Source organism: Xanthobacter sp. DMC12, from assembly GCF_056314105.1.
Map to the genome: position 1 here is coordinate 680,181 of NZ_JBQUYZ010000001.1, position 23,874 is coordinate 704,054.

24 protein-coding genes and 1 tRNA gene are annotated in these 23,874 nt (G+C 67.3%); 21 read left to right on the forward strand and 4 right to left on the reverse strand.

Annotated features, from left to right (window positions below; genetic code table 11):
* Positions 1 to 4 precede the first annotated feature (4 nt).
* Positions 5 to 391, reverse strand: a complete 387-nt coding sequence (locus ACT535_RS03070; RefSeq protein WP_476363317.1) for a hypothetical protein — start codon at positions 389 to 391, stop codon at positions 5 to 7.
* The gene (locus ACT535_RS03075) at positions 381 to 1,028 is read right to left on the reverse strand and encodes a hypothetical protein (protein ID WP_476363318.1); all 648 of its coding nucleotides are present in this window, start codon (positions 1,026 to 1,028) and stop codon (positions 381 to 383) included. Before ACT535_RS03075 ends, ACT535_RS03070 begins: the two co-directional genes overlap by 11 nt.
* A gap of 214 nt (positions 1,029 to 1,242) precedes the next feature.
* On the opposite strand from ACT535_RS03075, the gene ACT535_RS03080 reads away from it, so the two are divergent.
* The 9 genes from ACT535_RS03080 (at position 1,243) to ACT535_RS03120 (ending at position 14,168) form a co-directional block, all read left to right on the forward strand.
* Positions 1,243 to 2,124, forward strand: a complete 882-nt coding sequence (locus ACT535_RS03080) for a phage capsid protein (protein WP_476363319.1) — start codon at positions 1,243 to 1,245, stop codon at positions 2,122 to 2,124.
* A gap of 54 nt (positions 2,125 to 2,178) precedes the next feature.
* The gene (locus ACT535_RS03085) at positions 2,179 to 2,457 is read left to right on the forward strand and encodes a hypothetical protein (protein ID WP_476363320.1); all 279 of its coding nucleotides are present in this window, start codon (positions 2,179 to 2,181) and stop codon (positions 2,455 to 2,457) included.
* A 116-nt stretch (positions 2,458 to 2,573) separates the two neighbouring features.
* A complete protein-coding gene (locus ACT535_RS03090; protein ID WP_476363321.1) occupies positions 2,574 to 3,191 on the forward strand; it encodes a phage connector family protein in 618 nt (205 codons plus the stop codon).
* Positions 3,191 to 5,677 carry a phage tail protein gene (locus ACT535_RS03095; RefSeq protein WP_476363322.1) on the forward strand — a complete coding sequence of 829 codons (2,487 nt, stop codon included), beginning with the start codon at positions 3,191 to 3,193 and terminating at the stop codon, positions 5,675 to 5,677. The genes ACT535_RS03090 and ACT535_RS03095 overlap by 1 nt, the downstream gene beginning before the upstream one ends.
* Positions 5,677 to 6,315, forward strand: a complete 639-nt coding sequence (locus ACT535_RS03100; RefSeq protein ID WP_476363323.1) for a hypothetical protein — start codon at positions 5,677 to 5,679, stop codon at positions 6,313 to 6,315. Before ACT535_RS03095 ends, ACT535_RS03100 begins: the two co-directional genes overlap by 1 nt.
* Positions 6,315 to 8,525 (forward strand): hypothetical protein, encoded by a 2,211-nt coding sequence (locus tag ACT535_RS03105; RefSeq protein WP_476363324.1) that lies wholly within the window; start codon positions 6,315 to 6,317, stop codon positions 8,523 to 8,525. Before ACT535_RS03100 ends, ACT535_RS03105 begins: the two co-directional genes overlap by 1 nt.
* The gene (locus tag ACT535_RS03110; protein WP_476363325.1) at positions 8,522 to 11,677 is read left to right on the forward strand and encodes a hypothetical protein; all 3,156 of its coding nucleotides are present in this window, start codon (positions 8,522 to 8,524) and stop codon (positions 11,675 to 11,677) included. The genes ACT535_RS03105 and ACT535_RS03110 overlap by 4 nt, the downstream gene beginning before the upstream one ends.
* Positions 11,670 to 12,440, forward strand: coding sequence for a hypothetical protein (locus ACT535_RS03115; RefSeq protein WP_476363326.1), 771 nt, complete (start codon positions 11,670 to 11,672; stop codon positions 12,438 to 12,440). Before ACT535_RS03110 ends, ACT535_RS03115 begins: the two co-directional genes overlap by 8 nt.
* A 30-nt stretch (positions 12,441 to 12,470) precedes the next feature.
* The gene (locus ACT535_RS03120; protein WP_476363327.1) at positions 12,471 to 14,168 is read left to right on the forward strand and encodes a hypothetical protein; all 1,698 of its coding nucleotides are present in this window, start codon (positions 12,471 to 12,473) and stop codon (positions 14,166 to 14,168) included.
* 332 nt (positions 14,169 to 14,500) lie between these two features.
* On the opposite strand, the gene ACT535_RS03125 is transcribed toward ACT535_RS03120, so the two are convergent.
* On the reverse strand, positions 14,501 to 14,818 hold the full coding sequence (locus ACT535_RS03125; protein WP_476363328.1) for a DUF6804 family protein: 318 nt from the start codon (positions 14,816 to 14,818) through the stop codon (positions 14,501 to 14,503).
* 100 nt (positions 14,819 to 14,918) lie between these two features.
* Here ACT535_RS03125 and ACT535_RS03130 point away from each other — a divergent pair, with 100 nt between their 5' ends.
* The 11 genes from ACT535_RS03130 to ACT535_RS03180 all read left to right on the forward strand — a co-directional run bounded on the left by ACT535_RS03130 (position 14,919) and on the right by ACT535_RS03180 (position 21,669).
* Positions 14,919 to 17,195 carry a sialate O-acetylesterase gene (locus tag ACT535_RS03130; protein WP_476363329.1) on the forward strand — a complete coding sequence of 759 codons (2,277 nt, stop codon included), beginning with the start codon at positions 14,919 to 14,921 and terminating at the stop codon, positions 17,193 to 17,195.
* Between the two features lie 3 nt (positions 17,196 to 17,198).
* Positions 17,199 to 18,011: a hypothetical protein gene (locus tag ACT535_RS03135; RefSeq protein WP_476363330.1), complete on the forward strand. Its 813-nt coding sequence runs from the start codon at positions 17,199 to 17,201 to the stop codon at positions 18,009 to 18,011.
* 18 nt (positions 18,012 to 18,029) lie between these two features.
* Entirely contained in the window at positions 18,030 to 18,359 is a 330-nt protein-coding gene (locus tag ACT535_RS03140) for a spike base protein, RCAP_Rcc01079 family (protein WP_476363331.1), read from the forward strand.
* Positions 18,356 to 18,508: a hypothetical protein gene (locus ACT535_RS03145; RefSeq protein WP_476363332.1), complete on the forward strand. Its 153-nt coding sequence runs from the start codon at positions 18,356 to 18,358 to the stop codon at positions 18,506 to 18,508. Before ACT535_RS03140 ends, ACT535_RS03145 begins: the two co-directional genes overlap by 4 nt.
* 837 nt (positions 18,509 to 19,345) lie before the next feature.
* A complete protein-coding gene (locus ACT535_RS03150; RefSeq protein WP_476363333.1) occupies positions 19,346 to 19,564 on the forward strand; it encodes a hypothetical protein in 219 nt (72 codons plus the stop codon).
* Between the two features lie 65 nt (positions 19,565 to 19,629).
* A complete protein-coding gene (locus tag ACT535_RS03155) occupies positions 19,630 to 20,505 on the forward strand; it encodes a glycoside hydrolase family 108 protein (protein WP_476363334.1) in 876 nt (291 codons plus the stop codon).
* A complete protein-coding gene (locus tag ACT535_RS03160) occupies positions 20,502 to 20,675 on the forward strand; it encodes a hypothetical protein (RefSeq protein ID WP_476363335.1) in 174 nt (57 codons plus the stop codon). Before ACT535_RS03155 ends, ACT535_RS03160 begins: the two co-directional genes overlap by 4 nt.
* Positions 20,672 to 21,001: a hypothetical protein gene (locus tag ACT535_RS03165; RefSeq protein ID WP_476363336.1), complete on the forward strand. Its 330-nt coding sequence runs from the start codon at positions 20,672 to 20,674 to the stop codon at positions 20,999 to 21,001. The genes ACT535_RS03160 and ACT535_RS03165 overlap by 4 nt, the downstream gene beginning before the upstream one ends.
* Positions 21,002 to 21,115: 114 nt before the next feature.
* Positions 21,116 to 21,358: a hypothetical protein gene (locus ACT535_RS03170; RefSeq protein ID WP_476363337.1), complete on the forward strand. Its 243-nt coding sequence runs from the start codon at positions 21,116 to 21,118 to the stop codon at positions 21,356 to 21,358.
* Positions 21,359 to 21,361: 3 nt separating this feature from the next.
* A complete protein-coding gene (locus tag ACT535_RS03175) occupies positions 21,362 to 21,610 on the forward strand; it encodes a hypothetical protein (protein ID WP_476363338.1) in 249 nt (82 codons plus the stop codon).
* Positions 21,568 to 21,669 (forward strand) — tRNA-Lys (locus tag ACT535_RS03180). The genes ACT535_RS03175 and ACT535_RS03180 overlap by 43 nt, the downstream gene beginning before the upstream one ends.
* 30 nt (positions 21,670 to 21,699) lie before the next feature.
* Here the strand turns inward: ACT535_RS03180 and ACT535_RS03185 are convergent.
* A complete protein-coding gene (locus ACT535_RS03185) occupies positions 21,700 to 22,263 on the reverse strand; it encodes an HXXEE domain-containing protein (protein WP_476363339.1) in 564 nt (187 codons plus the stop codon).
* A 167-nt stretch (positions 22,264 to 22,430) separates the two neighbouring features.
* Here ACT535_RS03185 and ribB point away from each other — a divergent pair, with 167 nt between their 5' ends.
* A complete protein-coding gene (gene ribB / locus ACT535_RS03190) occupies positions 22,431 to 23,738 on the forward strand; it encodes a 3,4-dihydroxy-2-butanone-4-phosphate synthase (RefSeq protein ID WP_168457933.1) in 1,308 nt (435 codons plus the stop codon).
* The last annotated feature ends 136 nt before the right edge of the window (positions 23,739 to 23,874 follow it).

Sequence of the window (23,874 nt, forward strand, 5' to 3'; positions counted from 1 at the left end):
AAAATCACGAGACTTCGGGCGCGGCGCGACCATCGTCCCGCCGTGCGAGCCCCTCAGGTGGCACCAACGCTTGCGGGTTAGAAGCGATAATCCCAGTCCTCCGCAACGCATCTTGCTCAAGTCTATCGACCTTTATCGCCAACTCCGTCAGACTTTTGGATGCATGACCATTAAAGTCGGACGCTGCCTTCTGTACCTCGCGAATCGTTTCAAATTTAAGATCAGAAGCCAATTGCCTTTGACTGAACTCGATTTCTTTTATTTTGTCAGCCATTTCGTCAATTGTGGAGGCAAGCTCTTTAATAGACTTTTCGAGGGCAGATACCCTATCAAGCGCCCGCCGCAGATCTGTGATAAAATCTGTACCCTTGAAGATCATATCAAGATTCACGGATTGCCCCCCTTATTCTTGCGCACACCTCGTCAACATACTGGACGGTATCATCTACAGAATTAGAAATTTCAATTGCCTGACGCTGCAAATCTAAAAGATTCATTATCGTGAAATTATCTAGATCAGTTTCAAATTCCGCCTCTGACGAAATCGAATCTAGCTGAGGAGATACGCGTCTAGCAACTGGTGACGATAATTGTGCCTTAAGAGCCTCATCGAGTACTCGACTTACATCACCCTTTGAAATTCTTAGTCTCATGGGGCGCAATAACGAAGAGGTATATTCTGGAATGGGCTTGAGACGAGCACCATGTCGCAGCAGTTCGAAACTCCATTCGCTATCTATTTTATAACGGTCCACGAGACGCCTGATTGCAGTAATACGGTCAGACGGCCTCTGATCGAAATCTTCAATTCCTTCAACTAAAAAATTAGTTTCATCTTCTTGTGAAGAAAACCCTTTTTCGCCTTCCTCGACAAATACTTTGCCTTCAGACGTGATCAACGTCACAAACCATATCGGGCCTTTCACGCCATGGAGAATATGCTCCATGCTTGCTTTGACGCGATCGATCAGGTTCGCAAACTGCACCGACCCCTTTTCAGGCGATGAAGCGGTTATCTTTTCAGCCATTGAGTTCACACATCAAGATGCTGTTTCTTGCAACTTTAAGTCAAACTTGGCAGGCAAGCAATTAAATAGCGCGCTCGGTTGACGGCGCCGGCGGCGCCTTAGCCTCGGTCGCAATTCACGGGAAAGCCCGCTCTCCGCCCCCGCTCGGCAACGCCGGGGGCGGCCGCGGCTCTCCTCCCGGGAAGATCCTCAATCTTCTCCCGAGGGGAACGCGATGTCGCTGTTCGCACCCAACTGGTACAAGGAAGAATACCGCTCCAACGTCCGGCATCTTTACCAGTCCAAGGGCTTCAAGATGAAGTCCATGGTCATGCCTGAGGGCCGCATCGAGGGGCTGACGGTCAAGTGGCCGTACTTCGGCACCATGGACATGCAGGATTACGTCCGTGGATCCGAGACGCCGCCGGCGAACCCCGAGCAGAACCTCCTCTCGGCGACGCTGAAGGACTACGACCTCCTGTACGAGATCTATCAGGCCGATCTCAACAAGATGAGCGCCAACGAAAAGCAGGCGTCCTGGGAGGCCGCGGCGAAGGCGGTCGGCCGCAAGTCCGATGCGATCATCTTCAACGCCATGAATTCCGCGTCCGGCCTCACCACCGTGGGCGACGGCACTGGCGACTGGGACCTCATCCAGGCCATGACCGTGACCGAGGCGATCCAGGACGACGACCAGGTGGACGGCGACAATCTCTATGCCGCCATCCCGTATCGCTGGTTCAACATCATGATGCTCTGGAAGGAGTTCACGAACTCCGACTGGGTGAACGACGTGGCCTTCCCGACCGGCGTGCGCGCCAAGCGCTGGAACGGCGTGGTGTGGGTGCCCTTCCAGAAGAAGGAACTCATCGCCGGCGCGGCGGCCAATACCAGCTACGGCTTCATCTGGGATCGCGGCGCGGTCGGCTACGCCTCGAACTACGAGGGTGAAAGCACCACCGACTGGGACAACCGCAAGAAGTGCTGGACCACGCGCTCGGACCTGCAGGCGTGCGCCATGGCGCTCGACCCCACCGCCCGCGGCGTCCGCCGGCTCTACTTCAAGAACAACACCACCCTGCAGCGCCCGGTGGAGCGCACGCAGACCGTGGCGTGATCCGGCGCCGCGCGTCCACGCGCGGCGTCCCCTTCCCTCGCAGAGGACCGATCCATGGCTTTCGACAGCAAGTGCTTCCGCTCGACTTCCACCGGCGTCGCCCTCGCGACGGCCGGTGCGCGCTCCCTGCGGGAGTGGCGCTACATCACCGCCGACGACCACGCGACCGTCGCGACCGCCGGCTACTTCAACAACGCCCGCGCCAACATCGGCGTCGGCGACACCATCGTCGCGTCGGTGGGCATCGGCGGCACCCCGCAGCTGCGGCTCTACATGTTCAACGCCGTCCCGGCCTCCGGGAACGTCACCGTCGTGCAGGTGAACAACAGCTGACCGAGCTTCGGCGCCGGGGCCCTTGGCGGGGCATTGCGGGTGCTCCGGCGCCGAACGCCGCACCGGCCGGACCTTCCCTCCGGCCGGTGCGGCTTCATCTCTGACGGGGTTCTGCCGTGCTCGATCACCTCACCGTCGCCAACGAGGCCTGCGCCCTCGCCGGAGCCGCGCCCATCCAGTCGCTCGAGGCGCAGACGCCGGCGGCCGCCCAGGTGCGCCTCGCCTATGAGCGCGTGCTCGGCCACTGCCTCGGCATCCACCGCTTTTCCTTCTCGCTTTCCACTCGCCGCCTGTCGCGGCTGGTTGCTCCGCCGGAAACCGGCTGGCTCTACGCCTTCGACCTTCCGGCCGATCGCGTCGGCGCGCCCATCGCGGTGCTGGACGATGTGAAGCGCCCGGGCCGCCACTTCACCGATTGGCTCCTCGAGGGCGCCCAGGTGCATTCCGACGCGCCGGACCTGTGGGCGCGGATCCGCATTGTCCCGCCGCCCACCCTGTGGTCGCCGCCCTTCCGGAACGCCTTCACCACCGCGCTCGGCGCCGACCTCGCCTTGACCATCAAGCGCGACAAGTCGCTCAACCAGATCCTGGACCAGAAGGCCTTCGGCACGCCCCAGCTCAACGGCCGCGGCGGCCTGATCCTCGCGGCCATCACCGACGACAGCCAGTCCACCGCCTCGCTGGAAAACCCGGCGGTGTCCAACGATCCGCTTACTGGCGCCTGGAGGAGCTGATGCCCGGCCAGCCCGGAAAGCTGCAGGCCTCTTTCGTCTCCGGCGAGCTGGCGGACACGCTCGAGGCCCGCAAGGATCTCAAATACTACCGATCGGGCGTGCGGCAGGGCGTGAACCTCATAACCCTGCCCCAGGGCCCGGCGACGCTGCGGCCCTATTTCCGTCAGATCAGCCGGGCGCGCCGGCTCCTCGAGGCCATTTCCACCGCCGGCGCCACCCTCACCGCGCCTGCCGGCGGCACCGTCGCCAACGCTACCGATGGCGACGCCACCACCCGCGTGGTGTCGGGCAGCCTCTCCGGCGCCGGCCCGCATGTGCTCCTGCAGGTGAGCTTCGCCACCGCGACCGCCGTCTCGGCCGTGGACGTGGCGCCCTTCAAGGCCGCCACCGGCGGCCGCATCAGCGTGGAATATTGGGACGGCGCGGCGTGGCAGGTGTTGAACGGCGATCGCGCCCTGCGCAGCGTGGACCGTTCCCGTCGCTTCTGCGCGCCGCCGGCGGCGCCGGTGACGGCGGATCTCTGGCGCGTCGTCGCCCGCGACCTCGCCACCGCCGGGACGGTGGAAATCGGCGGCATTGCCTTCCATGCGGAGGGCATCGATTACGGCCCTTCGCGCCTGCGCTCCTTCGGCTACAGCCGCGAGGAGGCCTATGACGTGCTCCTCTCCGCTGGCCATGCGGACGTGTACAAGGCCGGCGCCGGCTGGATCACCGGCTTTACCCTGCCCCACACCGGTGACGAGCTGGCCGTCGCGCGCTGGCGCCAGCAGCTCAACACCGCGCTCGTCTTCTGCGCCACCCGCAAGACGGTGCGGATCTTCCGCGAGGGCTCGGATCTGGAATGGGAAGTCGGCCCCGTTCCCTTCAAGGATCTGCCAGAGAACGATTTCGGCGACTTGGACTATACCAACGGCGTGCCGGCGATCTGGGATTTCCAGTTCGTGAACGTGGGCACCAACCAGGTGTTCACGATCACCATCGACGGCGAGGAAACGGTGGGCATCGGCCCCGTCACCCAGCCGAACCTCAACCCCACCCAGGTCATCCCGCTCATGCAGGATGCCATCGAGGGCCTGCCGACCATCGATCCCGGCATCACGGTGGAGAAACTCGATACGCCCATCCGCTACCGCGTGACCTTCACCGGCGCCGGCAATGAAGGGCAGGTCATCGTCAACGCCACCAAGGTGCTCAACGCCGCGGACGCCGCCATCTCCTGGCAACGCATCCAGAAGGGCAAGAAGGGTGGCGAGGTGCAGTTCTCGGACCTGCGCGGCTGGCCCCGTTGCGGCTGCTTCTACCAGCAGCGCCTGCTGGTGGGCGGCTCCCCGGGCCTGCCCAATGCCCTCACCGTGTCCGTCACCGGCGAATACTATAGCTTCCAGACGGAAATCACCCGCGCCAACGGCGCCTTCGTGGCGCCCATGGACACCGAAGGCGCAGAGGTCATCGAGGAGATGCTCTCCGCGCGCACGCTCCTGGTGTTCACGTCGGAGGGCGAATACTGGCTCACCAACCCGACCCTCACCAAGGAACAGGCGCCGAACCTGGTGAAGGCCTCGAGCCACGGCATCGCGACCGGCGTGCCCGTGGTGGAGAACGAGGGCGGCGCGGTGTTCGTCTCCTCCACCGGCGCCACCCTGCTGCAATTCCGCTGGAATGAGGTGGACCAGACCTATTCCACCGAACGGCTTTCGGTGCTCGCCACCCACCTGGTCAAGGATGTGCGCGACATCGCCCGCAAGCGCGCCACCGCCGACACCGACGCCAATCTGCTCTGGTACCTGCAGTCGGATGGCGCCATGCGCATCGTCACCCTGCTGCGCGAACAGGATGTGACCGGCTTCGCCCGGGTGGACACGGACGGCAAGGCGCTCGCCGTCTGCTGCAACGCGGCCAATGAGGTGACGGCGCTGTTCGAGCGCGAAGTCGCCGGCGCGCCGGTGCGCTTCGTGGAGCGGGCCGAGAACGGCTTGCTGCTGGATCAGGCCGTCTCCGTCTCGCTGGAAGAGCCCAGCGACGCCCTGTCCGGCCTGACGGACCACGAGGGCGTCGAAGTCTGGGTCATCGGCGACGATGAGGTGTTCGGCCCCTACACGGTCGAAGACGGCACCGTGACCCTGCCCGTGGCCGTGTCGCAGGTGACGGTTGGCCGCTGGCGCCCGTTCCTGCTGGAAACCCTGCCGCCCTCGCGCGAGGTTGGCCCGCAGATCGTCACCGAAAGCGCCGTCGGCTATCACACGGTGCGCCTGCTGCTCAAGGAAACCACCTCGATCGCGGTCGGCGCAAATGACGGCCAGCCGGTTCATGTGCCGCTCCTGGACTTCGGCGGCACGCCGGACGTGCCCTCCACCCGCAACCTTTTCACTGGCCGGCGTGTCGTCGATGGCCTCGAAGGCGCCATGGACGATCCGACCATCGTCGTCACCCAAAAGCGGCCCGGCCACATCACGCTCCTGTCGATAACTGGCGAGGGGGATTTCTGATGGAGCTGCTCCTCACCGCCGTTTCCACGCTCGGCACCGCCGCCGCCGGCGCGGCCGGAACGGCAGCGGCTGCCGCGCCGGTCGCGATGCTCGGTGCCGCCGGCCCGCTGGCGGTGCCCACCTTCATGGGCACGGCGGGCGCCGCGGCCACCGCCGGCGGCGGCCTCCTCGGTGCCCTCGGCGGCGGGAGCGCCCTCTCTTCCGTGCTCTCCGGCGGCGTCACCGTCCTGTCGGCGCTGCGCGGCATCGGCGCCGCGAATGAAAAGGGCTTTGAGGCCGACATGAAGGCGGCCGAGACGCGCCAGCAGATCACCGACGAACGGGAGGCCGCCGCGCGCCGGCGCATCACTCTCAAGGATGAGATGTACTCGGTCCTCGGCAAGAACGACGTGGCGACCGCCGCCGCCGGCATCGACCTGTCCTATGGCTTCGGCCAGCAGCAGCGCGAGAACGTCCTCTCCAAGGGCGCCCAGGAAGTCTCCATCGACAGCGCCACCGAAGCCCGCCGGGTGCGCGAGCTGAAGATGCGCGAGGAAAATTACAAGCGGATCGCCCGCGGCGCCCGTGACAGCGGCACGCTCTCAGCGGCCCTCGCCGTGGGCGAAGGTGCAACCAAGCTCGCCGGGAGGTACGGCTGATGCCCCGCGTCGTCCAGAACCAGGCGGAGTTCAACGGGCAAGGCGCGATCGGCGCCGCTGGTCGCGGCCCGGAGGGCTCCCTTGCGGGTGTCTACGCCAGCGATGCCGCCGGCCTCGACCAGCTCGCCAATTCCTTCGGGCGCCTTGCAGAGCGGCAGGCCGCCACCGAAGGCGAGATGGCTGGCGCCAAGGCCGGCCTCGAGGGCAAGCCGGAGCTGACCGGCCGCAGCTCCACCTATGGCGCCGCCTATGAAATGGCGGCGCTGCGCACCTATGCCGACCGTCTCGATACCAAGCAGATGGAAGGCACCTTCGCCGTCTACCAGCAGCACCGTGATGACCCTGCGGCGCTGGCGAAGGGCCTCGCCGACCTCAAGGACAAGATGCTGTCCGAGGACGTGCTTGACGATCCGCGCGCCCGCGCCATCTTCGAGCGCCAGTACGCCCGCTCCGCCACGGTCTACCAGCGCGAGGCCCTGGAGCGGGCCGACACCCGCGCCCGCCAGCAGGTCGCAGCCGACGCCACCACCGCCTACACCACCGGCGGCATGAACCTGCAGCGCCTCGGCCACGCCGCGGGCCTCGATCCCGCCACAGACGCGGACGTGGAAGAGGAGCTGAAGCGCAACGACAACATTCTGGACCGGGCCGTCGCCAGCGGCGCCGTGACGCCCCAGTCCGCCGCGGCCCTCAAGCTTCGCGCGCGCAAGGATCTGGCCGAAGCCCGGGTTAAAGGCCAGTTCGCCAAGATGCCCGAGGCAGACCGCCCGGCATTCGCCAGCGCCGTCATGGATCAATGGCAGAACGGCAAGGGGCCGCTGAAGGACCTAGATTTCGAGGATGCGTCCCGCCTGTCGGCCGACCTCGAGCGCGATCTCAATGCCGATCGCGTGCGCAAGGCGACGGCCTCGAATGTCCTCGAGCACCAGGCGCAGAAGATCCAGAAGCTCTCCGCCCAGGGCTATGACATCGCCGACACCGAGTGGAAGGAGCTGGAAAGCGCCGCCGGCCGCGTTGACGGCGGGCCGCAGACCGTGGACCGCCTGCGGCAGGAGGCCGCCACCTTCCGCGCGTGGCGCAACATGGGGCCGGATGCCCTGGACCGCGCCCTTGACCAGGAGCGGGCGAAACTGGCGAAGAACGGCGCCGACGAACTGGCGGCCTCCCGCCTCGCCGCGGGTGAAACCCTGCTGAAGGAGATGCGCACCCAGCTCGCCGCCGATCCGCTGGGCTGGGCCGAGCGCACGGGAACCGCCCAGCCGGTGGCGCTGGATCTCAACGACCCCGGCACGGCGCAGGTGCGCATCGCCCAGGCGCAGGAGGTGGCCCGCCATTACGGCGTCGCGCCGGTCTACCTGCGCCCCGAGGACCGCGCCGCAATCTCGGCCGCCCAGGCCGCCGGAGGACAAGGCATGGTGGCGACCGCGCGCGCCATCGTCGCCGGCTTCGGCGACCAGGCGCCCCGCGTGTTCGCCGAAGTCTCCAAGGAAGCACCCCTGCTGGCGCGCGTGGGGGCCCTTGCCGCCACCGGCGCCACCACCACCCTCATGGAGGATGTTGCCACCACCATCGGCGCGCGCTCCCAGCCCGGCTACAAGCCGCCGAAGTGGGACGACGCCAAGGCGGGCCAACTGCTGAATGCCAAGGAGGCGGAAGTCTACGGTGCCGCTTTCCGCGCCGCGCCCGGCGAGCAGCACGCCGCGGCTGCTACGGCCCGAACCGCCTTCGAGACCCGCATTTATCGTCGTGGCCTCGTCCCGGACGTGACCGACAGGGACACCATGGCCGCCTATGAACGAACCCTGCAGGAAGCGGCCGGCGCCACCTTCGACACCAGCGGAACCCAGTACGGCGGCATCGGATACCGCGACCGCAACGGCTGGCTCCCGGGTGGTTACGACAAGGTGGTGGTGCCGCCGAACATCCGCACCGATCGCTTCGATCGGGTGTTGAACGCGCTCACAGACGCCGACGTCGCGCGCATGGGCCCGCTTGCGGATGGCCGGCCACCGTCCGCCGCCGCGATCCAGTCCGGCCACCTCGTTGCCGTTGGCAACGGCCAATACCGCGTTGCTGCGGGCGATCCCGACGGCCCGGATCCCCAATGGATGGTGCGGGCGGACGGAAAGCCGTGGGTGCTCGATCTCTCCACCCTCGAGGGCCCGCTGCGTGGCCGCGTTCCCTCGGCTTATGTGGGCGGCAACCGATGATCTTCTTCGGTCCGGAGAGCGAGGCCCTTGCCGGGTCCTCCTACCAGCGCCCACCCGAGCCGGTGGCGGACGATTTCATCCGCGACGTGAAGGTCACGGCCGAGGCGTTCGACGCCGGCCGCGATGCCATGACCTACATCGACAACACGATCGCGGGCCTCTACGCGCGGGAAGAAGCCATCGACCGGCGCAACGCCGCCATCAAGGCCGCGACCGGCGTCGCGCTGGACAATCCCTTCCGCGCGCCCATCGACCGCGAGGCCGCCTGGCAGCGCATGAAGGCGAGCGGGGTCCCCGGCTTCAGCGATCCCAACGACATGGCCCGGGCGGCCTATGACGACAACGTTCGGGGCTATGAGGATCGCCTGCGCCAGCTCGCCGAAAGCCACGCCGACAATCCCGACGCACTGGCGGCCATCGCCGCCGGACGGTCCATCGAGGAAGACGTGCGCGGGCTTGTTGCCGGCGTGGAGCGCCGCTCCTCCGAAGCGCTCGCCGCCCCCTCCTCCCGACCCTGGCTGAAGTGGGGCGGTTATTTCGCCGGCGCCATGGCCGGCGGCTTTCGCGATCCCGTGAACCTCGCGCTGCTGTTCGCCGGCGGCGGGCCCTCCACCGCCCGCACGGCCGCCGGTGCGGTCCTGAAAACGGCATTGCGCGAAGGCGTGATCAATGCCGGTGGCGAGGCGCTGACCCAGCCTGTGATCCAGAAATGGCGCGGCGAGATGGGCCTCGAGAGCGGCCTTGGGCCGGCTGCCGAGAACGTCGCCATGGCGTTCGGGTTCGGCGCCGCCATTGGAGGGTCGGCCGAAGGCATTGGCCGCGCGGTCAAGGCGCGGGCCCCCGCCGAGGACTTCCCGCGCTTTGATCACTCCGCGCCCGACATTCGCGAGCCGGCGGTGCCCGATGGTGTCCCGGCCCGGCCGCCCAAGGACGTGCCGCTCATCGCCCGGGCGCTCGACGGTGATGAAGAGGCGATGATCGCCTCCGCCCGCGAGGCTGGCGACGGTCTCGATCCGGCCGCTTCAGCCGCTGCCGCCGCCCTCGAGGCGGACCGGCTGTTGCGCGGCCTCGCGCCCGAAGGCGTCGCGCCCCGCGATCACGAGCTGAACCTGTCGCAGGCGGTCCGCTTCGCCGAGGATCCGGACGCGGAGATGCCGCCGCTTCCGTTCGATCCCCTCCCCGCCCGCAGCGCCGACACCCCGCCCCTGCCCGATGCATCGGCCGGCCAGCGCTTCGAGTATCTGAAGAAGCCCGTCACCTTCGAGCCTGTGGACGCGGCCACCCTGCGCACCGACGCCAGAACCTTCCAGTACAAGGGGGGCGGCGACGCTTCCGGCGTCACCGATCGGCTGCGCTCGGTCGAACGGTGGGATGACCTCGCGTCCGGCAAGGTTGTGGTGTTCGAGGACGAGGCCGGCCAGCGCTTCATTGCAGATGGCCACCAGCGCCTTGGCCTCGCCCATCGCCTTCTGCTGGAAGGCAGGGCCGACAAGATCGATCTCAACGGCTTCGTCTTCCGCGCCTGGGACGGCTGGACGCCGGCGGACGTGCGGGCGATCGCGGCCAAGAAGAACCTTCAGGAAGGCTCCGGCGACGTGATCGACACCGCCCGCGTGCTGCGCGAACGCCCCACCATCCTGGACGGCAGCGTGCCGGTGGGCTCCGAGCACATGCGGCAGGCGCGCGGCCTCGCCCGCCTGTCCGACGACGCCTTCGGCATGGTGCTGAATGGGCAGGTAGCACCCGGGCACGCGGCGCTGGTGGGCGAGCTGATGCCCGATCGCCTGTCGCACGCCTTCGCCGTGTCGGCGCTGGCCCAGGCCGAGGATCTCACCGCCGCCCGGGCCCGCTACATGATCGCCGACATGGCCCGCGCGCCCACGCGGCACGAGGTGCAGGAGACCTTGCTCGGCGCCCTGGAGCGCACCGTGCCGCTGGTGGTGGAACGGGCGCGCGTGCTCGACAAGGCCGTGGGCGCCCTGCGCAAGGAGCGCAGCGCCTTCCGCACCGTCGTGGCCAATGCGGATCGGCTGGAGAATGCCGGCAACGTCATCACGGAAGGCGGCAGCCGCGCTGCAGCCGACGCGGCGGCCGAGGCCATCGATGCCATCGAGCGGCTCGCGCTGCGCGCCGGGGCGGTGTCGGAAGCGCTGGATCGTGCCGCCACCGCGCTCGCCGGCGGCACGCGGATCTCCGAAGCGACCGATGCCTTCGTGCGCGAGGTTACGGCGCTGGTGGAGCAGCGCGGCATCCTCGGCCTCGCAACCGAGGACACGCGATCGCGGCCTGCCTTCGACCTGCCCACCGGGCCGGAAGCGACCCGACAGGCCGACACGCTGCAGGCGGGCCTGTTCGACCAGCCGGCGGCCGCCGATGCTCCCCGGGCCGACACCGGCCGCACCGACATTGCCACGCTCGAAGCCCGCATCAAGGACCTCGAGCAGCAGGCCGCCCAGCGCACGACCCCCGAGACGCGCGGCGGCGGCACCCAGTTTCACGGCACCGCCGACCACAATTTCACGCCGGACGACTGGCATTCCTCGTCGCTGAACTATTACGGGGCCGGCCTCTACACCACGGACGCCGTGGATGTCGCCATCGGCTATTCCCGCAAGGGCGCGCGTCGGGGCGAAGCGGGCGCCATCTACACCATCGCCGAGAAGCGCCCCCTGAAGATCCTGGATGGCGAGGCGAAACTCGCGCCCGATCTGCTGGACCGGTTTCGCGAGATCAGCGACGACGCCGTGCAGTTGTCGCTTGACGAGAAGCCGGCCAACCTGCGCGAGCTGTACGACCTGGTGCGCGAGAACGGGACCGGCGAAGGCCTGTCCGCCGGCGAGATCCAGGATGTCTTCGACAGCATGCGATACGCCATCGAACAGGCGGGATATGACGGGTTCAGCCATGCCGGCGGGCTGCGCACCGGAGCCAAGGCCCACAAGGTGGTGATCTACTTCAAGCCGGATCAGGACCTTGAGGTGCGGCCGCAGGAAGCCTTCACCGCGGCCGAAGCGAAGCGCATGGGGATCAGCCGCCAGCTTGCCGAGGCGCGCCAGCAGCTCGAGGAGCGCCGCCTCCTGGATGACGTGACGCATTCGGAGGATGTGATGCTGGGCGCTCGCAACTGCGCGCTGGGGGGCGGCAATGGCTAGCTTCGCGGACTGCCTCAAGAACATGATCGACGCGGATGTGATCAGCCGCGATGAGGCCCGTGAGCTGGGCGCCACCTTCGAGCGCCTGCGCACCCGCCATGCCGCCGGCATGAGCCCGGAGGCAGCCGAGGCCGCAGCGCGCGAGGACATGGTGAAGCGCCTCACCGCCGAGGCGAGCCACAAGAAGCGCGTCGCTTTGCTCACCATCGCCGCCCAGCGCCGGATCACGAAGGACCTGACCGAGTTCCGCGACGCCCGGGGCGAAGCGGATATCGGCCTCGCCGCCATCGACCACCTCGAGCATTACGGCCGTGCCGGCTTCTCCTCGGTGGAAGGCCGGCGCAAGGCCATCCTAGCCGACGCCCACGCCCAGCTCGAGGGCTTCATGCACCACTACCGCACCACGTTCCTGTCGGGCCGGCGCATGAACCGCCTGAGCCTCGATAACGTCGTGCGCGAGCGGGCCGGCGAGGCCACGGGCGACGCCCAGGCCAAGGCCTTTTCCGACGCCATCGAGAACGTGTTCGAGGATCTCCGCCAGCGCTTCAACGCCGCCGGCGGCGCCATCCGCAAGCTGGACCGCTACATCCTGCCGCAGGCGCACAATCGCCTCGCGTTGCTGAAACGTGGCCGTGAGCAGTGGATCACGGACATCCTGCCGCGCCTCGATCCCGAACGCATGGTCCATCCCCTCACCGGCGATCCGGTGCCGGCAGCCGAGCTGCGCGGCATGCTCAACCACGTCTATGACAGCGTTGTGTAGGAAGGCTGGAACGAACGCACGCCGTCCGCCGTGCCCATGGGCCGCGGTGCGCTCTACAACCAGCGCGCCGACGCCCGCTTCCTGGTGTTCAGGACCGCCGACGACTGGCTCGCCTATCAGCGCGAATACGGCAACGCCGACGTGTTCGCCACCGTCATGAACCATGTGAACGGCATGTCCCGGGACATCGCCGCCATGGAGGTGCTCGGCCCCAACCCCAACGCCACCATCGGCTGGATGAAGCAGATGGTGCAGAAGGAGGCCGCCCTCGCCGAGAACGGCAAGCGGTCGCTGATGAAGGCCGGCCGGTATCCCGGCAAGGATATCCGCGGCACCACCAACACCACCCTCGCCGAGATCGACGGCATATGGGAGCAGCTTCGCGGCGGCATCGGCGATCAGGATCAGAAGCTCTCCGCGATCTTTTCCGGCGCGCGCAACTTCCTCACCTCCGCCTTGCTCGGCGGCGCCGTCCTGCCGTCCATGGCTTCGGATCCGGTCATGCTGGCGTCCGCCAAGAAGTTTCTCGGCCTGCCCGCCGCCAACACCTATTGGAGCCTCGCCAAGCAGTTTCACCCCTCGGCGAAGCATGAGGCCGTCGCCGCCGGCCTCATCAACGAGGAGGCCATGCATGTCCTGCGCGAGCAGGCCCGCTATGCCGGCAGCCTCTCCGGGCCCGAATGGACCAAATGGCTTCCCGATCGCGTCATCACCTGGCAGGGGCTGAAAGCCTGGACCCGGGCCGCCAAGCATGCCTTTGGCCGCGAGATGCAGGCCTTCGCCGGCCAGCGCCTGGACACGGCGTGGGAGGATCTTCCCGCCGAATGGCGCCGCGCCTCCGAGGGCTACGGCATGGGTGCGACCGAATGGGCAATCATCCGCCGCGCCCAGCCGCAGGATATGGAGGGGGCCCGCTTTCTGCGGCCGCAGGACATCGCCGCGCTGGAGGATCCGCGCGCCAGCGAGCTGGCCTTGCGCTGGAGCGAGATGGTGCTGCAGGAGACGGAATATGCCGTGCCCTCCGGCACCGCCCGCGGCCGCGCCGCGGTGCTGGGGGGAACCAAGGCCGGCAGCCTGCGTGGCGAGTTCTGGCGCTCCGCCGCCATGTTCAAGAGCTTCGGCGTCTCCGTCACCATGCTGCAGGGCGCGCGCCTCGCGGCCGAGGCCGGCGCCGGCCGTGGTGCCCGGGGCGCAGCCTTCGCGGCCGCCACCGTGGGCACCCTTACATTGTCCGGCGCGCTCGGCCTCTGGCTCCGGGACATCGCCGCCGGCCGCGATCCCCAGAAGCCGCAGGACGGCAAGTTCTGGATCGCGGCCATGCTGCAGGGCGGCGGCCTCGGCATCTTCGGCGACTTCCTGTTCGCCGATTACAGCCGGTATGGGAACTCCTTCGCGGCCACCCTCGCGGGCCCTTTGGTTTCACTGGGCGAAGATGTGTGGAAGGCCAGCGGCGGCCAGCTGCTGAAGATGGCACGCGGCGAGGAAACCAATCTGTCGGAAGAGAGCATCAAGATGCTCCGCCGCTACACGCCCGGCGGATCGCTCTGGTACCTGCGCGCGGCCTATAACCGCGTGCTCCTCGACACTCTGCAGCACTGGACCGACCCCAAAGCCAACCAGAAGTTCAAGCGTCAGGCGCAGAGCCTGATGCGGGAGCGCGATCAGGGCTTCTGGTGGGCGCCGGGAGAGGTGGCGCCGGGACGGGCGCCGCAGTTGGGAGGGCGCTAGTGCCGCCAGCGAAGGCGGTCAACTACCTCCGCGAACCCACCCAGAGCCGTAACAAGAACGGTGAATACCAGCCCAGGCGCTGCGACCAACGCAGCTGCCCACCACTCTAGATGCCAGCCGTACCTTGCTCCGTAATAAGTAACTGGGATTAAAAATAACAAACCGAATGGCCGAATCATATTCGCTATTATGAACGCGATTATCGCAGCCCATGACGGCCAACCAAACCATATTTCAGTACCAATTAATACAGCGGCAGCTTGAACGACGATGTAAACCAATCCTACCAACATCATGAACAGCCAAATTATAACGCCTAAGATGGCCATCATTCATTCCCCCCGGGTCATTCCGATTGTTAGGTGAGCCAAAAACACTCCTGCCGTAGCGATGTTCAGCACCATCCACACCTCTCGGCTGAGACGCACGGGAATGACGGGATTGAAGATCACGGCCGCCGCCACAAAGGCGATCAACCACGGCGTCCAGCGCTTCGCCTCGGTCCACAGCAGCAGCGCGATGGCCAGGCCGCAGATGAACACCACCACGCGCAGGCTCATGTAGTAGGCATAGGGAAGGCGGGCCAAGGCGATCAGTGACAGGATCGCCGGGATGACGTGAACGGCGATGATGCCCGGACTTGGCGCCATGATGCTCCCCCAAGAGCGCGCAACCTAAGGGAACATAACAACCGCAGCGCGAGCCGCCAAGCTCGGTTGACGCACCCCGCCTCCAGCGATCATGGCTCCCATGTCGCTGGACTTCCCGATCTCCCCTTCCACGCGCGTGTCCGGCCCCTACGTCGCGAGCGCGGGGCAGACGGCATTCTCCGTCACCTTTCCCTTCCAGGCCGCCGAGGACCTGCGCGTCGAGATCCGCGCCTCGGCTGATGACGATTGGTCCGCCGCGGTCCTGGGCGTCGATTACAGCGTCTCCGGCGCTGGCGCGCCGGCGGGCGGCACCGTCACCTTTGGCGTCGGGCGCGCGGCGGGAACGCAGGTCCGCACTGTCGGCCGTGCCGTCATCGCGGCCCCGGTGAATGCGGTTCCCGCCGGCGGCTTCAGCAGCGACACCTTCAACCGTGTCATGGATCGCGTCACCATCTGGAACCAGGAGGCGCGCCGCGACATCGATGAAGTCGCGCACCTGCTCGAGGATGTGGTCGCGGTGGAAATCGCGCCCATCGATGACCGCACCAGCGCCGACAAGGCCGCCTCCCCCGCCGCCGTCACCCAGGCGCTGGACGAGCTGGATGCGGACATCAGCGCCACGATCGCGTCCACCGGCAATTTCAGCCTCGCCTCGCCCCATGAGCTGATCGGCCCCGACGAAACTGCCCTCGCCCGCATCGCCGACGAACTGGGCAACGCCGCCGCGGCCGTGCTGGAAGACGGCACCTTTGCCGCCGCGCTCTTCCGCGCGGTCACGGCCGCCATGCGGACGCTGCGGCTCGGCCCGCCGGCGGGAGCCGATGGGGTTGTCCAAGAGTACCACGCCGACGCCAACTACCTGTGGGCGATCACCGACGAAGACGACAATGTCGCCATCGGCCTCGGTGCGGATGACAACCTCCTGTACCTGCCCGCCACCATTGCCGGGCAGGACATCGCCGCCAAGGATTTGCGCAACAAGGTCAAGGCCGCCGCCTGGACCAGCATCCCGATGACCGACATTCAGTTGCCGGTAGCGGATCACAACACCATCGTGCTCTACGGCCAGTCGCTGGCGGCCGGACAGGAGACGTGGCCGGCCCTGAGCAAAACGGCGCTCTACGGCGCCACCATGCTCGGCGGTGATGTGCGCCCGCAAGAAGACGACGGCACCGCCTACACCCAGCTTGCGCCCACCGGCTTCCAGCCGCTGGTTGCGAAATGCCGCGCTGGCACGGCATCGACCGTCTACACCGATGCGGAGGTTGCGGCCCTCCCGCCCGGCGATGCCGCCCGCGGGGAAAGCCCGGCCATCGGCGCCGTCCATGTGCTCGCCTGGCTGCTGGGCCGCCGGCGCCTGTTCCCGCCGCCGTCCTTCAATGTCGTCTGTCCTGCTGTGAGCGGAAAGACCATCGAGCAGCTGAGCAAGGTCAACGGGCAGGACGGAACGAACCGCTACAATCGCCTGATCTCCGCCGTCACCCAGGCGCACGCCGCCGCGACGGCAGCCTCGCAGACACACGTCGTCACCGCCGTCATGTGGATGCAGGGCGAATACGACTATGCGACCACGTGGGGCTCCACCAAGGCCACCCGGGCCGCATACAAGGCCGCGCTTGCTCAGCTTCATGCGGACATGGTGGCCGATATCAAGGCCATCACCGGCCAGACCGAGGCGCCTCTGCTCCTCCTTTACCAGACCGGCGCCACCTTCACCCAGGATGCGGACAGCGCCGGCGCGCCCGGCCTGCATGTGGGCATGGCGCAGCTCGATTACGCCCTCGCGAACCCGTCCACGGTGGTGCTCGCCGGCCCGGTCTATCCGGTGCCGGACAAGAGCGGCCACCTCAACAGCAACGGCTCGCGCTGGTTCGGCCAGTGCCTCGGCCGCGCCGCCGCCCGGGCGATCGTCACCGGCACCGCGTGGCGGCCGCTCTCGCCGATCGCGGTCGAGCAGCTCGCAGCGCGGCACCTGCGGGTGCATTTCCATGTCCCCGTGCCGCCGCTGAGGTGGCTGGACGCCTATGTGCAGAACACCCCCACCAGCTGGGCCGCCAAGGGCATGCGCGTTTCGACGGCCGCGAACGGCAACATCTCCATCGCGTCCGTCGAGATCGTGGCGGACACCATCATCGACCTGCACACCTCGGCCGACATTCCGTCCGATGGGCTATTCTGGATCGCGCCGTCCGCCGTCTTCAGTGGCGCATCGAACATCGCCGACAGCGAAAACATGCCGTCCTACGACCTCTACTCGTACACGGGCGGCAGCGGCCAGTATGCCGCCGAGAACATCGCCGGCATCGTGGGCAAGCGCTATCCCCCCAACAACTATGCGGTCGCGGGTTGCTGGCCGATCGGCTATTCGGAGTTCTGATCCATGCCCCTCAAGATCACGATCCCGGGGGCCGACTTCTCTGGCCTTGGCCTGCCGAAGTTCATTCGTCGTGCCTACGGCTTCCCGGCCGATGCGCTCGCCGGCCTTTACCTCTTCGAGAATGTGACCATCGGCAACCCGATTGCGGTCGCGCTGGACTATTCGGGCTCGGCCGCCAACGCGCCGTTGCTCGGCGGATCCGTCACGCCGACCCGCACGGCGGCGGGTGCGTCCTTCACCAGCGGCGCCGGCATCATGTGGGCGCCGCCCATCGCCTATGGCGGCGCCATGTCGGGTGTCGCGGTGATGCGTTGCACCTCTGCTGCTGCCAATGGCTTCTACCCGGCGATTGCCAACCGGAGCGGGGCGGTCCCCAACCTCTCCGGCGATCCCTCGTATGCCAACACGCTGGCGATCTCGTTCTTCCGCGACCTCGCCAGCATCTCGCCACGCCCCGCATTGTTCGCCAATCCCGATTGGACCTCGCCGGCCGGCGCCGCGAAGGTGCTCACCAATCCCGGCGCCCTCAACGATTGGTTCGCCGTCGCCTGGAGCATCGATCCCGCCACCGGCACGGTGCGGATGCGGACGAACAAGGACCAGGAAGTCACCGCCGTGGAGGGCGCCCGCGTCGCCGAATATGCGGCGCGCTCCTCTGAGTTCTGGCGGCTGGGCTTGACCCGCATCAACGGCCTCTCGGTCGCCGGCGATATCGGCCTCTTCGCCTTGTACTCCGCCGCCTTCGACCAGACGGGCCTCTCGGAGCTGATCTCCGCTGCGGCAACCCGCATGTCGGGCCGCGGCGTCACCCTCTAGCGCTGCGGAGCATCACCCATGGCCTTCTCCTACGACGCCACCAAGGATCCCTATGCGGGCCTCGCCCCGTCCATCATCGCGCCGGCGCGCATGTGCCGGGTGGTGGTGCCGAACGACGGGGCGGACCTCGCCGTCTATGCGGTGAGCCTGTGGGCCTATGTGCCCGACACGGTGGCCGGCGGCGTCGGCACGGTGAAGGTGACGCCGGTGGACGCCACCGACGACGCCAACACCATCACCTTCTCCATGCCGCCCGGGCTCGTCCCCCTGCCGCCCCTGCAGGTGCGGCGCGTGTGGGCCACCGGCACGAGCGCCGGCATCACCCTCTATGCCTTGAGCCAGAAATGATCGGCCTCGGCCTCGCCCTCCCCCTTGCCGCCCGGCTCGCCCAGGCGCTGGGCCAGCCGCGCCCGCCGGCTGGCTACGTCTTCCTGACCGACGCCGACGGCGCGCGCTTGAGGGACGCAGATGGCGCCTATCTTATTGAGCGGATCTGAGGGTAGGCTCGGTCCTCGCCGCCACTGCAAGCGTCCAGTGACGCCTCTTGAAACCGCGGAGATCCGGGCGCTATTCGAGCGAGGTATCCCCTCGCGAGCCATAGCTGAACAGTACGGCTTCGCACGCTATTCCAGCATTGATCGATTGGCGCGCCGAGGCGGCTGGCTTCGCCCCAATGGCTTTCGCGCGGCAAGAATTCAGTCTCTTTGTTGGCACCCGTCGCCAGCGCAAGCCGTGTGGTTGAGGGAGCACTGGTGCACCCACGCGACGATCTTCGATATGGCTTTGCATCTCGGCGTAGGCCGGAAGGCCATCTATGGGGCTGCGTGCCGGCTGGGACTGCCGTCCCGCGACCGGAGCAAGGTGCGCTTGGCTCAAACCGGAGTGCAAAGTCGTCGAGAGTTTGTATTCAGTCTATGGCGAGCCGGTCTTTCTGCAGATGAAATCGCGCTGGAAACCGGGAAAAGCCCCAAGGCAGTCTGGCAGTTGATCTTCGTCTGGCGCCGTCGCGGTGTAGCTCTGCCTCGGCGATGCCCAAAGCGACTTGCCCAAAGCTGGACGAGATGAAACACGTCTCGATCGCAGAGCGGCGGAGGGTGGTCCGCGAGTTGCGGATCGAGACAGTGCCACCGCGTTGGACTGGAGCCTACGTTCAAGAGCGCCTGATTGAAGCGTTCTTGGTTCTTGCTCGTCTTCCTGGTCCCGTCGGCCCCGCAAAAGTCCGTTCTGTACTTGGTGCGCTTGCGTCCACCACCGCGGGGAGCGTCGATATCGGGCGCACTGCGGGCGACTTCAGATGGACACGTCCACCACCCTCGGCGGATCAAATCGGGAGAATGGAGCGCGCCCTGGAATGGGGCGGCCGCTATCTCCCCGACGACGAGCAGGCCCGCCTCTGTCTCTTTGCATGGGCGTACGGCAAGGCCCATGGGCACAAGGTAGCGGCGGTCCTTGGTCGCGTCGGCTTGCCACGAAGCATGTTCGACAACGCGAGGCGTCGCGGCGCACTGATCACCGCCATTCGCCTTGAACAGGCGCAGATCGATGTAGACTGAGCGGCCCGCAACTCGGTTGACCCCCTCCCGGCGGCCGCATTCTGGCGGCATCCAGGAGGTGCCCCATGGCGGCCGAAAGCTTCAAGCGTGCGCTGGCCCGCGTCCTCGTCCACGAGGGCGGCTACTCGAACCACCCGGACGACCCCGGCGGCCCGACCATGCAGGGCATCATCCAGCGCGTCTATGACGGCTATCGCCGTGGCAAGGGCCTGCCCACCCGCAGCGTGCGCGAGCTGGAGCGCGGCGAGCTGGAGGAGATCTACCGCAAGAACTACTGGGATGCCGCGCGCTGCGACGAGCTGCCCGCCGGCATCGACTATGTGGTGTTCGACGGCGCCGTGAACTCCGGGCCGGTCCAGTCCGCCAAGTGGCTTCAGCGCGCCCTCGGCCTGTCTGCGGATGGCGCTATCGGCGAGGTGACGATCACCGCGGCGTGGAAGTTCCCCGATCGCGTGAAGCTGGTGGACGAGATCTGCGATCGCCGCCTCACCATGCTGCAGGCCCTGCGCACCTGGCCGGTGTTCGGCAAAGGCTGGGGCCGCCGCGTGTTGGATGTGCGCCGCGATGGCAAGGCATGGGTGCGCGACGCCGCCCCGCCGCCGAGCCCCGTCCCGGTGAGCACTCCTGCCAACAACCTGGATGAAAGCGCCAAGGCGCCGCCCTCGAGCGCGGCGCCGGCGCCGTCGCCGGACAAGGGCGCCGGCGCGATCGCCGGCGGCATCGTCACCTCGAGCGTCTCCGAGGCCGCGCGGCAGCTGCAGCCCTACGCCGATAGCTCGCCCGCCCTCGGCAAGATCTTCGCCCTTCTCACCGTCCTCGGCCTGCTCTGCACCGTAGGCGGCCTCCTCTACGTGTGGTGGAGCGCCCGCGCCGGCCGCAAGCGCGCCGACGCGCTCGACCTGATGCCGGCGGCGCCCATCGATCCCGGGCGGCCGACGTGACCGCCTATGCCTGTCTGGTCCTCCTTTGGGGCCTCACACTCGTAGCGGCGATCCTGGTTCGCGGCTTCACCGGCATATTGCCGGTGCAGATGGACAATGCCCTCAAGGCCCTAGCGGTGGCCGTGATCGTCCTGTTCCCCGTCGCTCTCGCCCAATGGTGGTTCTCATGAACTGGTGGGAATGGCTCATCTACGGCGCGCCCTGGTGGTTCCAGGCCGCCGGCGGCGCCGGCCTCCTCATCGGCGCCTTCGTACTGCTGTTGCGGATCTTCGGCCTCAAGACCGCGCTCCAGGTGGGCGTGCCCGCGGCGGCCGTGTTTGCCGCTCTCGTGTATGGCCGCCGCGAGCGGCAAGCCGGTTGGAACGACGCGCACGCCAAGGGAGATCGCGATGCGGACGAAGCTGTGGAGAGGGCACGCGCTGCGCGCTACGACGCTGATCGCCGCAACGCTGACGCTGGCCGGCTGCGCGACGACGACGGGTACCGGCGCGACTAAGGTCTATTGCGGCGCCGCTGCGCCCATCCGCTGGTCCGTCCAGGACACAGACGAAACGATCCGGCAGGCCAAGGCGCACAATGCCGTTGGCCGCAAGCTCTGCGGGTGGAAGTGATGAACGAGAAGAGCGGAGCCACCACCTATGACGAGCTGGACCCGGAGGTGCAGGAGTTCCTCGGCCGCCTGGACAAGGCGGACGTGCAGCTCCTCGAGAAGGGGATCGAGCTGACGCGGCATGTCGCCAGCGCCGGCAAGGTGGCGAAGTGGTGCGTCATCCTGGTGGTGGGCCTGATCGTCGGGCTCTCCGCTCTCGGCGACGCCATCGGCAAGATCGTCCACTGGTTCGTGATGAAGTGAGACATGCGGCCGCACCCGCAGATATCCCCGTATATCACACGCGAGGGCGAAGCGGTGCAGTTGGTGGTGCCGGTGCTCGGCGCCGAGGGCATCACCTGCCTGCAGGTCCCGCTCAGCCGCCGCGCCGGCGCCCGCATCGCCCTTGAACTGGCGGCCGCCCAGTGCGACCAATGGGCGGACCCAATCGTGCGACAACCCGATGATATCGAGGGCCTGTCGCACGAAGGCTTCTTGCAAGCCATTGATGTATAAGGGGTCGCGGCGAACTTTTAATCATGGGGTCTCGGGTTCGAATCCCGACGGGCTCACCAACCTCGCCTCCTTCGCTCCACACCCGCCCATCAACGACCGCGCGCTGCCGCGTGGGCGATGTTGAACCTCACGCGCACGATGATGGCGGCGTGGATGCCAACTGCGATGGCGAGCGCCAAAGCGTGCTGCGCGGGGGTTGCAGGCACCAGCATGGCGACCGTGACGCCGAAGGGGACGAACACCAGCGCGCCGGTCGCAAGTCCCGGATTGTAGCTGCGGAAGCGCAGGGCCATGCCCAGATGGGCGACGCCGTTGACGAGGATGAGATAGGCCGCCGCCAATCCCCATCCGGCGCCGGCGAGCCAGGCCAGATAAACCGCGGCGAGATTGATGCCCCACACGCCCGGGAGATTGATCCAGAGCACGTCCGTGACGGTCAGCGCCTCAACGCCGCCGAAGACCACCTTGTTCACATAGGTGCGGAAGCGGTCGCCCGCATGCTCCTCGACCTGATGCAGCATGTAGAGGGGCGAGGCGAGGAAGATCAGCAGCACGCCGCGCCCCGCGCCGGAGACAAGCGGTGCGGTGAGCAGGAGGGCAATGGCCATGAAGCCCGCCCCGGCCACCCAGTTGCGCCAGAGCCAGGCCTCCATTGAATTCGATCTCCGCATGCCCCAGACGGGATCATCGTGCGGAAGCCGGCCTGCGCCAAGCGCGCCGCAGGCCGGACTCCACAAATTCAGTTGAAGCGAATACGTCAGCCGAACGTCGCACCAAACAATTTCATTGTCACTGAAATTGTCCCTGCTATGCTTGCCCCATGAAGCTCGCGGAATGGCTCTCGGCAACCGGTACGAAGCGCAGCGCGTTCGCGCGGCAGGTGGGCATGTCCCCGGCCAGCGTGACGGCCCTGTGCAATGACGAGCGCGCCTGGATCTCCCGCGAGACGGCCGAAAAGATCGCCGAGGCGACCGGGCAGCAGGTGACGCCCAACGATTTCCTCGGCCTTTCCACGCCCATCCGAGGTTTGCCCGTGACCGATACTACCCAGGCCCGCGTCCAGTCCGCCATCGAAGCCATCGCGCGCGGGGAGATCATCGTCGTCACCGACGACGACGACCGCGAGAACGAAGGCGACCTCATCCTCGCCGCCTCGCTGGCGACGCCGGAGAAGATGGCCTTCGTCATCCGCAACACCTCCGGCATCGTCTGCACGCCTTTGCCCCCGTCCGAGGCGAAGCGGCTGCGGCTCGATCCCATGGTGTCGAACAACGACGCGCCCATGGGCACGGCCTTCACCGTCTCCATCGACGTGCGCCACGGCACCACCACCGGCATCTCGGCGGAAGAGCGCACCAACACCGTGCGGGCGCTGGCCAATCCCAACATGGGCGCCGGCGATTTCGTGCGGCCGGGCCATGTCTTCCCGCTGATCGCCCGCGAGGGTGGTGTGCTCATCCGCTCCGGCCACACGGAAGCGGCGGTGGATCTGTGCCGCCTCGCCGGCCTGCCGCCCATCGGCGTCATCGCCGAGCTGGTGAATGACGACGGCACGGTGCAGCGCGGGCCGCAGGTGACCGCCTTCTCCGAGAAGCACAATCTCACCCGCATCTCGGTGGCGGATCTCATCGCCTATCGCCAGGCGCGCGAGAAGCTGGTGACGCGCGCCGCGGAATTCCCGGTGCCGACCATCGTCGGAGAGCTGCAGGGCTATTCCTATGTGACGCCCTTCGACCCGGTGAACCACCTCGCCCTCGTCAAGGGTCGCATCGGCGACGGCGAGAAGGTGCTGGTGCGCCTGCACCGGGCCGATGCCATCGCCGACGCCTTCAGCGGCGGCAAGATCCTGCAGAAGAGCCTGGAGCGGATCGACGCCGAGGGGCGCGGCGTGCTGGTCTATCTGCGTGACGGCACCAGCGGCGTGCCGGCCGTGGCCATGGGCCAGAATTCCGAGAAGAGCACCAGCGAGCTGGAGCGCGATCGGCACTGGCGCGAGGTGGGCCTGGGGGCGCAGATCCTGCGCGACCTCGGCATCCAGTCGATCCGCCTTCTGGCATCCAAGACGCGCACCTATGTGGGCCTCGCCGGCTTCGGCATCGAGATCGTCGGCACCGACACGCTCGATTGAGCCATTAAGGGGCCGGGCAGGCGCCGGCCCCTAACCCGTTGTGAAGGTTCAAAGACACTTGCGTGACGCCCGCGGCGCACGCCATTGCAACGGTTCCGCCGCAAAACGTGACACGCCTTGAGGCGGCAAAGCTCTT

Bases quoted from the DNA above. Each gene is read 5' to 3' on its own strand.
- ACT535_RS03110 (WP_476363325.1), top strand. From the start codon at position 8,522: ATGATCTTCTTCGGTCCGGAGAGCGAGGCCCTTGCCGGGTCCTCCTAC.
- ACT535_RS03135 (WP_476363330.1), top strand. From the start codon at position 17,199: ATGCCCCTCAAGATCACGATCCCGGGGGCCGACTTCTCTGGCCTTGGC.
- ACT535_RS03075 (WP_476363318.1), bottom strand. From the start codon at position 1,028: ATGGCTGAAAAGATAACCGCTTCATCGCCTGAAAAGGGGTCGGTGCAG.
- ACT535_RS03080 (WP_476363319.1), top strand. From the start codon at position 1,243: ATGTCGCTGTTCGCACCCAACTGGTACAAGGAAGAATACCGCTCCAAC.
- ACT535_RS03170 (WP_476363337.1), top strand. From the start codon at position 21,116: ATGAACGAGAAGAGCGGAGCCACCACCTATGACGAGCTGGACCCGGAG.
- ACT535_RS03185 (WP_476363339.1), bottom strand. From the start codon at position 22,263: ATGGAGGCCTGGCTCTGGCGCAACTGGGTGGCCGGGGCGGGCTTCATG.
- ACT535_RS03125 (WP_476363328.1), bottom strand. From the start codon at position 14,818: ATGGCGCCAAGTCCGGGCATCATCGCCGTTCACGTCATCCCGGCGATC.
- ACT535_RS03150 (WP_476363333.1), top strand. From the start codon at position 19,346: ATGGAGCGCGCCCTGGAATGGGGCGGCCGCTATCTCCCCGACGACGAG.
- ACT535_RS03130 (WP_476363329.1), top strand. From the start codon at position 14,919: ATGTCGCTGGACTTCCCGATCTCCCCTTCCACGCGCGTGTCCGGCCCC.
- ribB (WP_168457933.1), top strand. From the start codon at position 22,431: ATGAAGCTCGCGGAATGGCTCTCGGCAACCGGTACGAAGCGCAGCGCG.
- ACT535_RS03095 (WP_476363322.1), top strand. From the start codon at position 3,191: ATGCCCGGCCAGCCCGGAAAGCTGCAGGCCTCTTTCGTCTCCGGCGAG.
- ACT535_RS03105 (WP_476363324.1), top strand. From the start codon at position 6,315: ATGCCCCGCGTCGTCCAGAACCAGGCGGAGTTCAACGGGCAAGGCGCG.
- ACT535_RS03085 (WP_476363320.1), top strand. From the start codon at position 2,179: ATGGCTTTCGACAGCAAGTGCTTCCGCTCGACTTCCACCGGCGTCGCC.
- ACT535_RS03175 (WP_476363338.1), top strand. From the start codon at position 21,362: ATGCGGCCGCACCCGCAGATATCCCCGTATATCACACGCGAGGGCGAA.
- ACT535_RS03140 (WP_476363331.1), top strand. From the start codon at position 18,030: ATGGCCTTCTCCTACGACGCCACCAAGGATCCCTATGCGGGCCTCGCC.
- ACT535_RS03100 (WP_476363323.1), top strand. From the start codon at position 5,677: ATGGAGCTGCTCCTCACCGCCGTTTCCACGCTCGGCACCGCCGCCGCC.
- ACT535_RS03165 (WP_476363336.1), top strand. From the start codon at position 20,672: ATGAACTGGTGGGAATGGCTCATCTACGGCGCGCCCTGGTGGTTCCAG.
- ACT535_RS03115 (WP_476363326.1), top strand. From the start codon at position 11,670: ATGGCTAGCTTCGCGGACTGCCTCAAGAACATGATCGACGCGGATGTG.
- ACT535_RS03145 (WP_476363332.1), top strand. From the start codon at position 18,356: ATGATCGGCCTCGGCCTCGCCCTCCCCCTTGCCGCCCGGCTCGCCCAG.
- ACT535_RS03155 (WP_476363334.1), top strand. From the start codon at position 19,630: ATGGCGGCCGAAAGCTTCAAGCGTGCGCTGGCCCGCGTCCTCGTCCAC.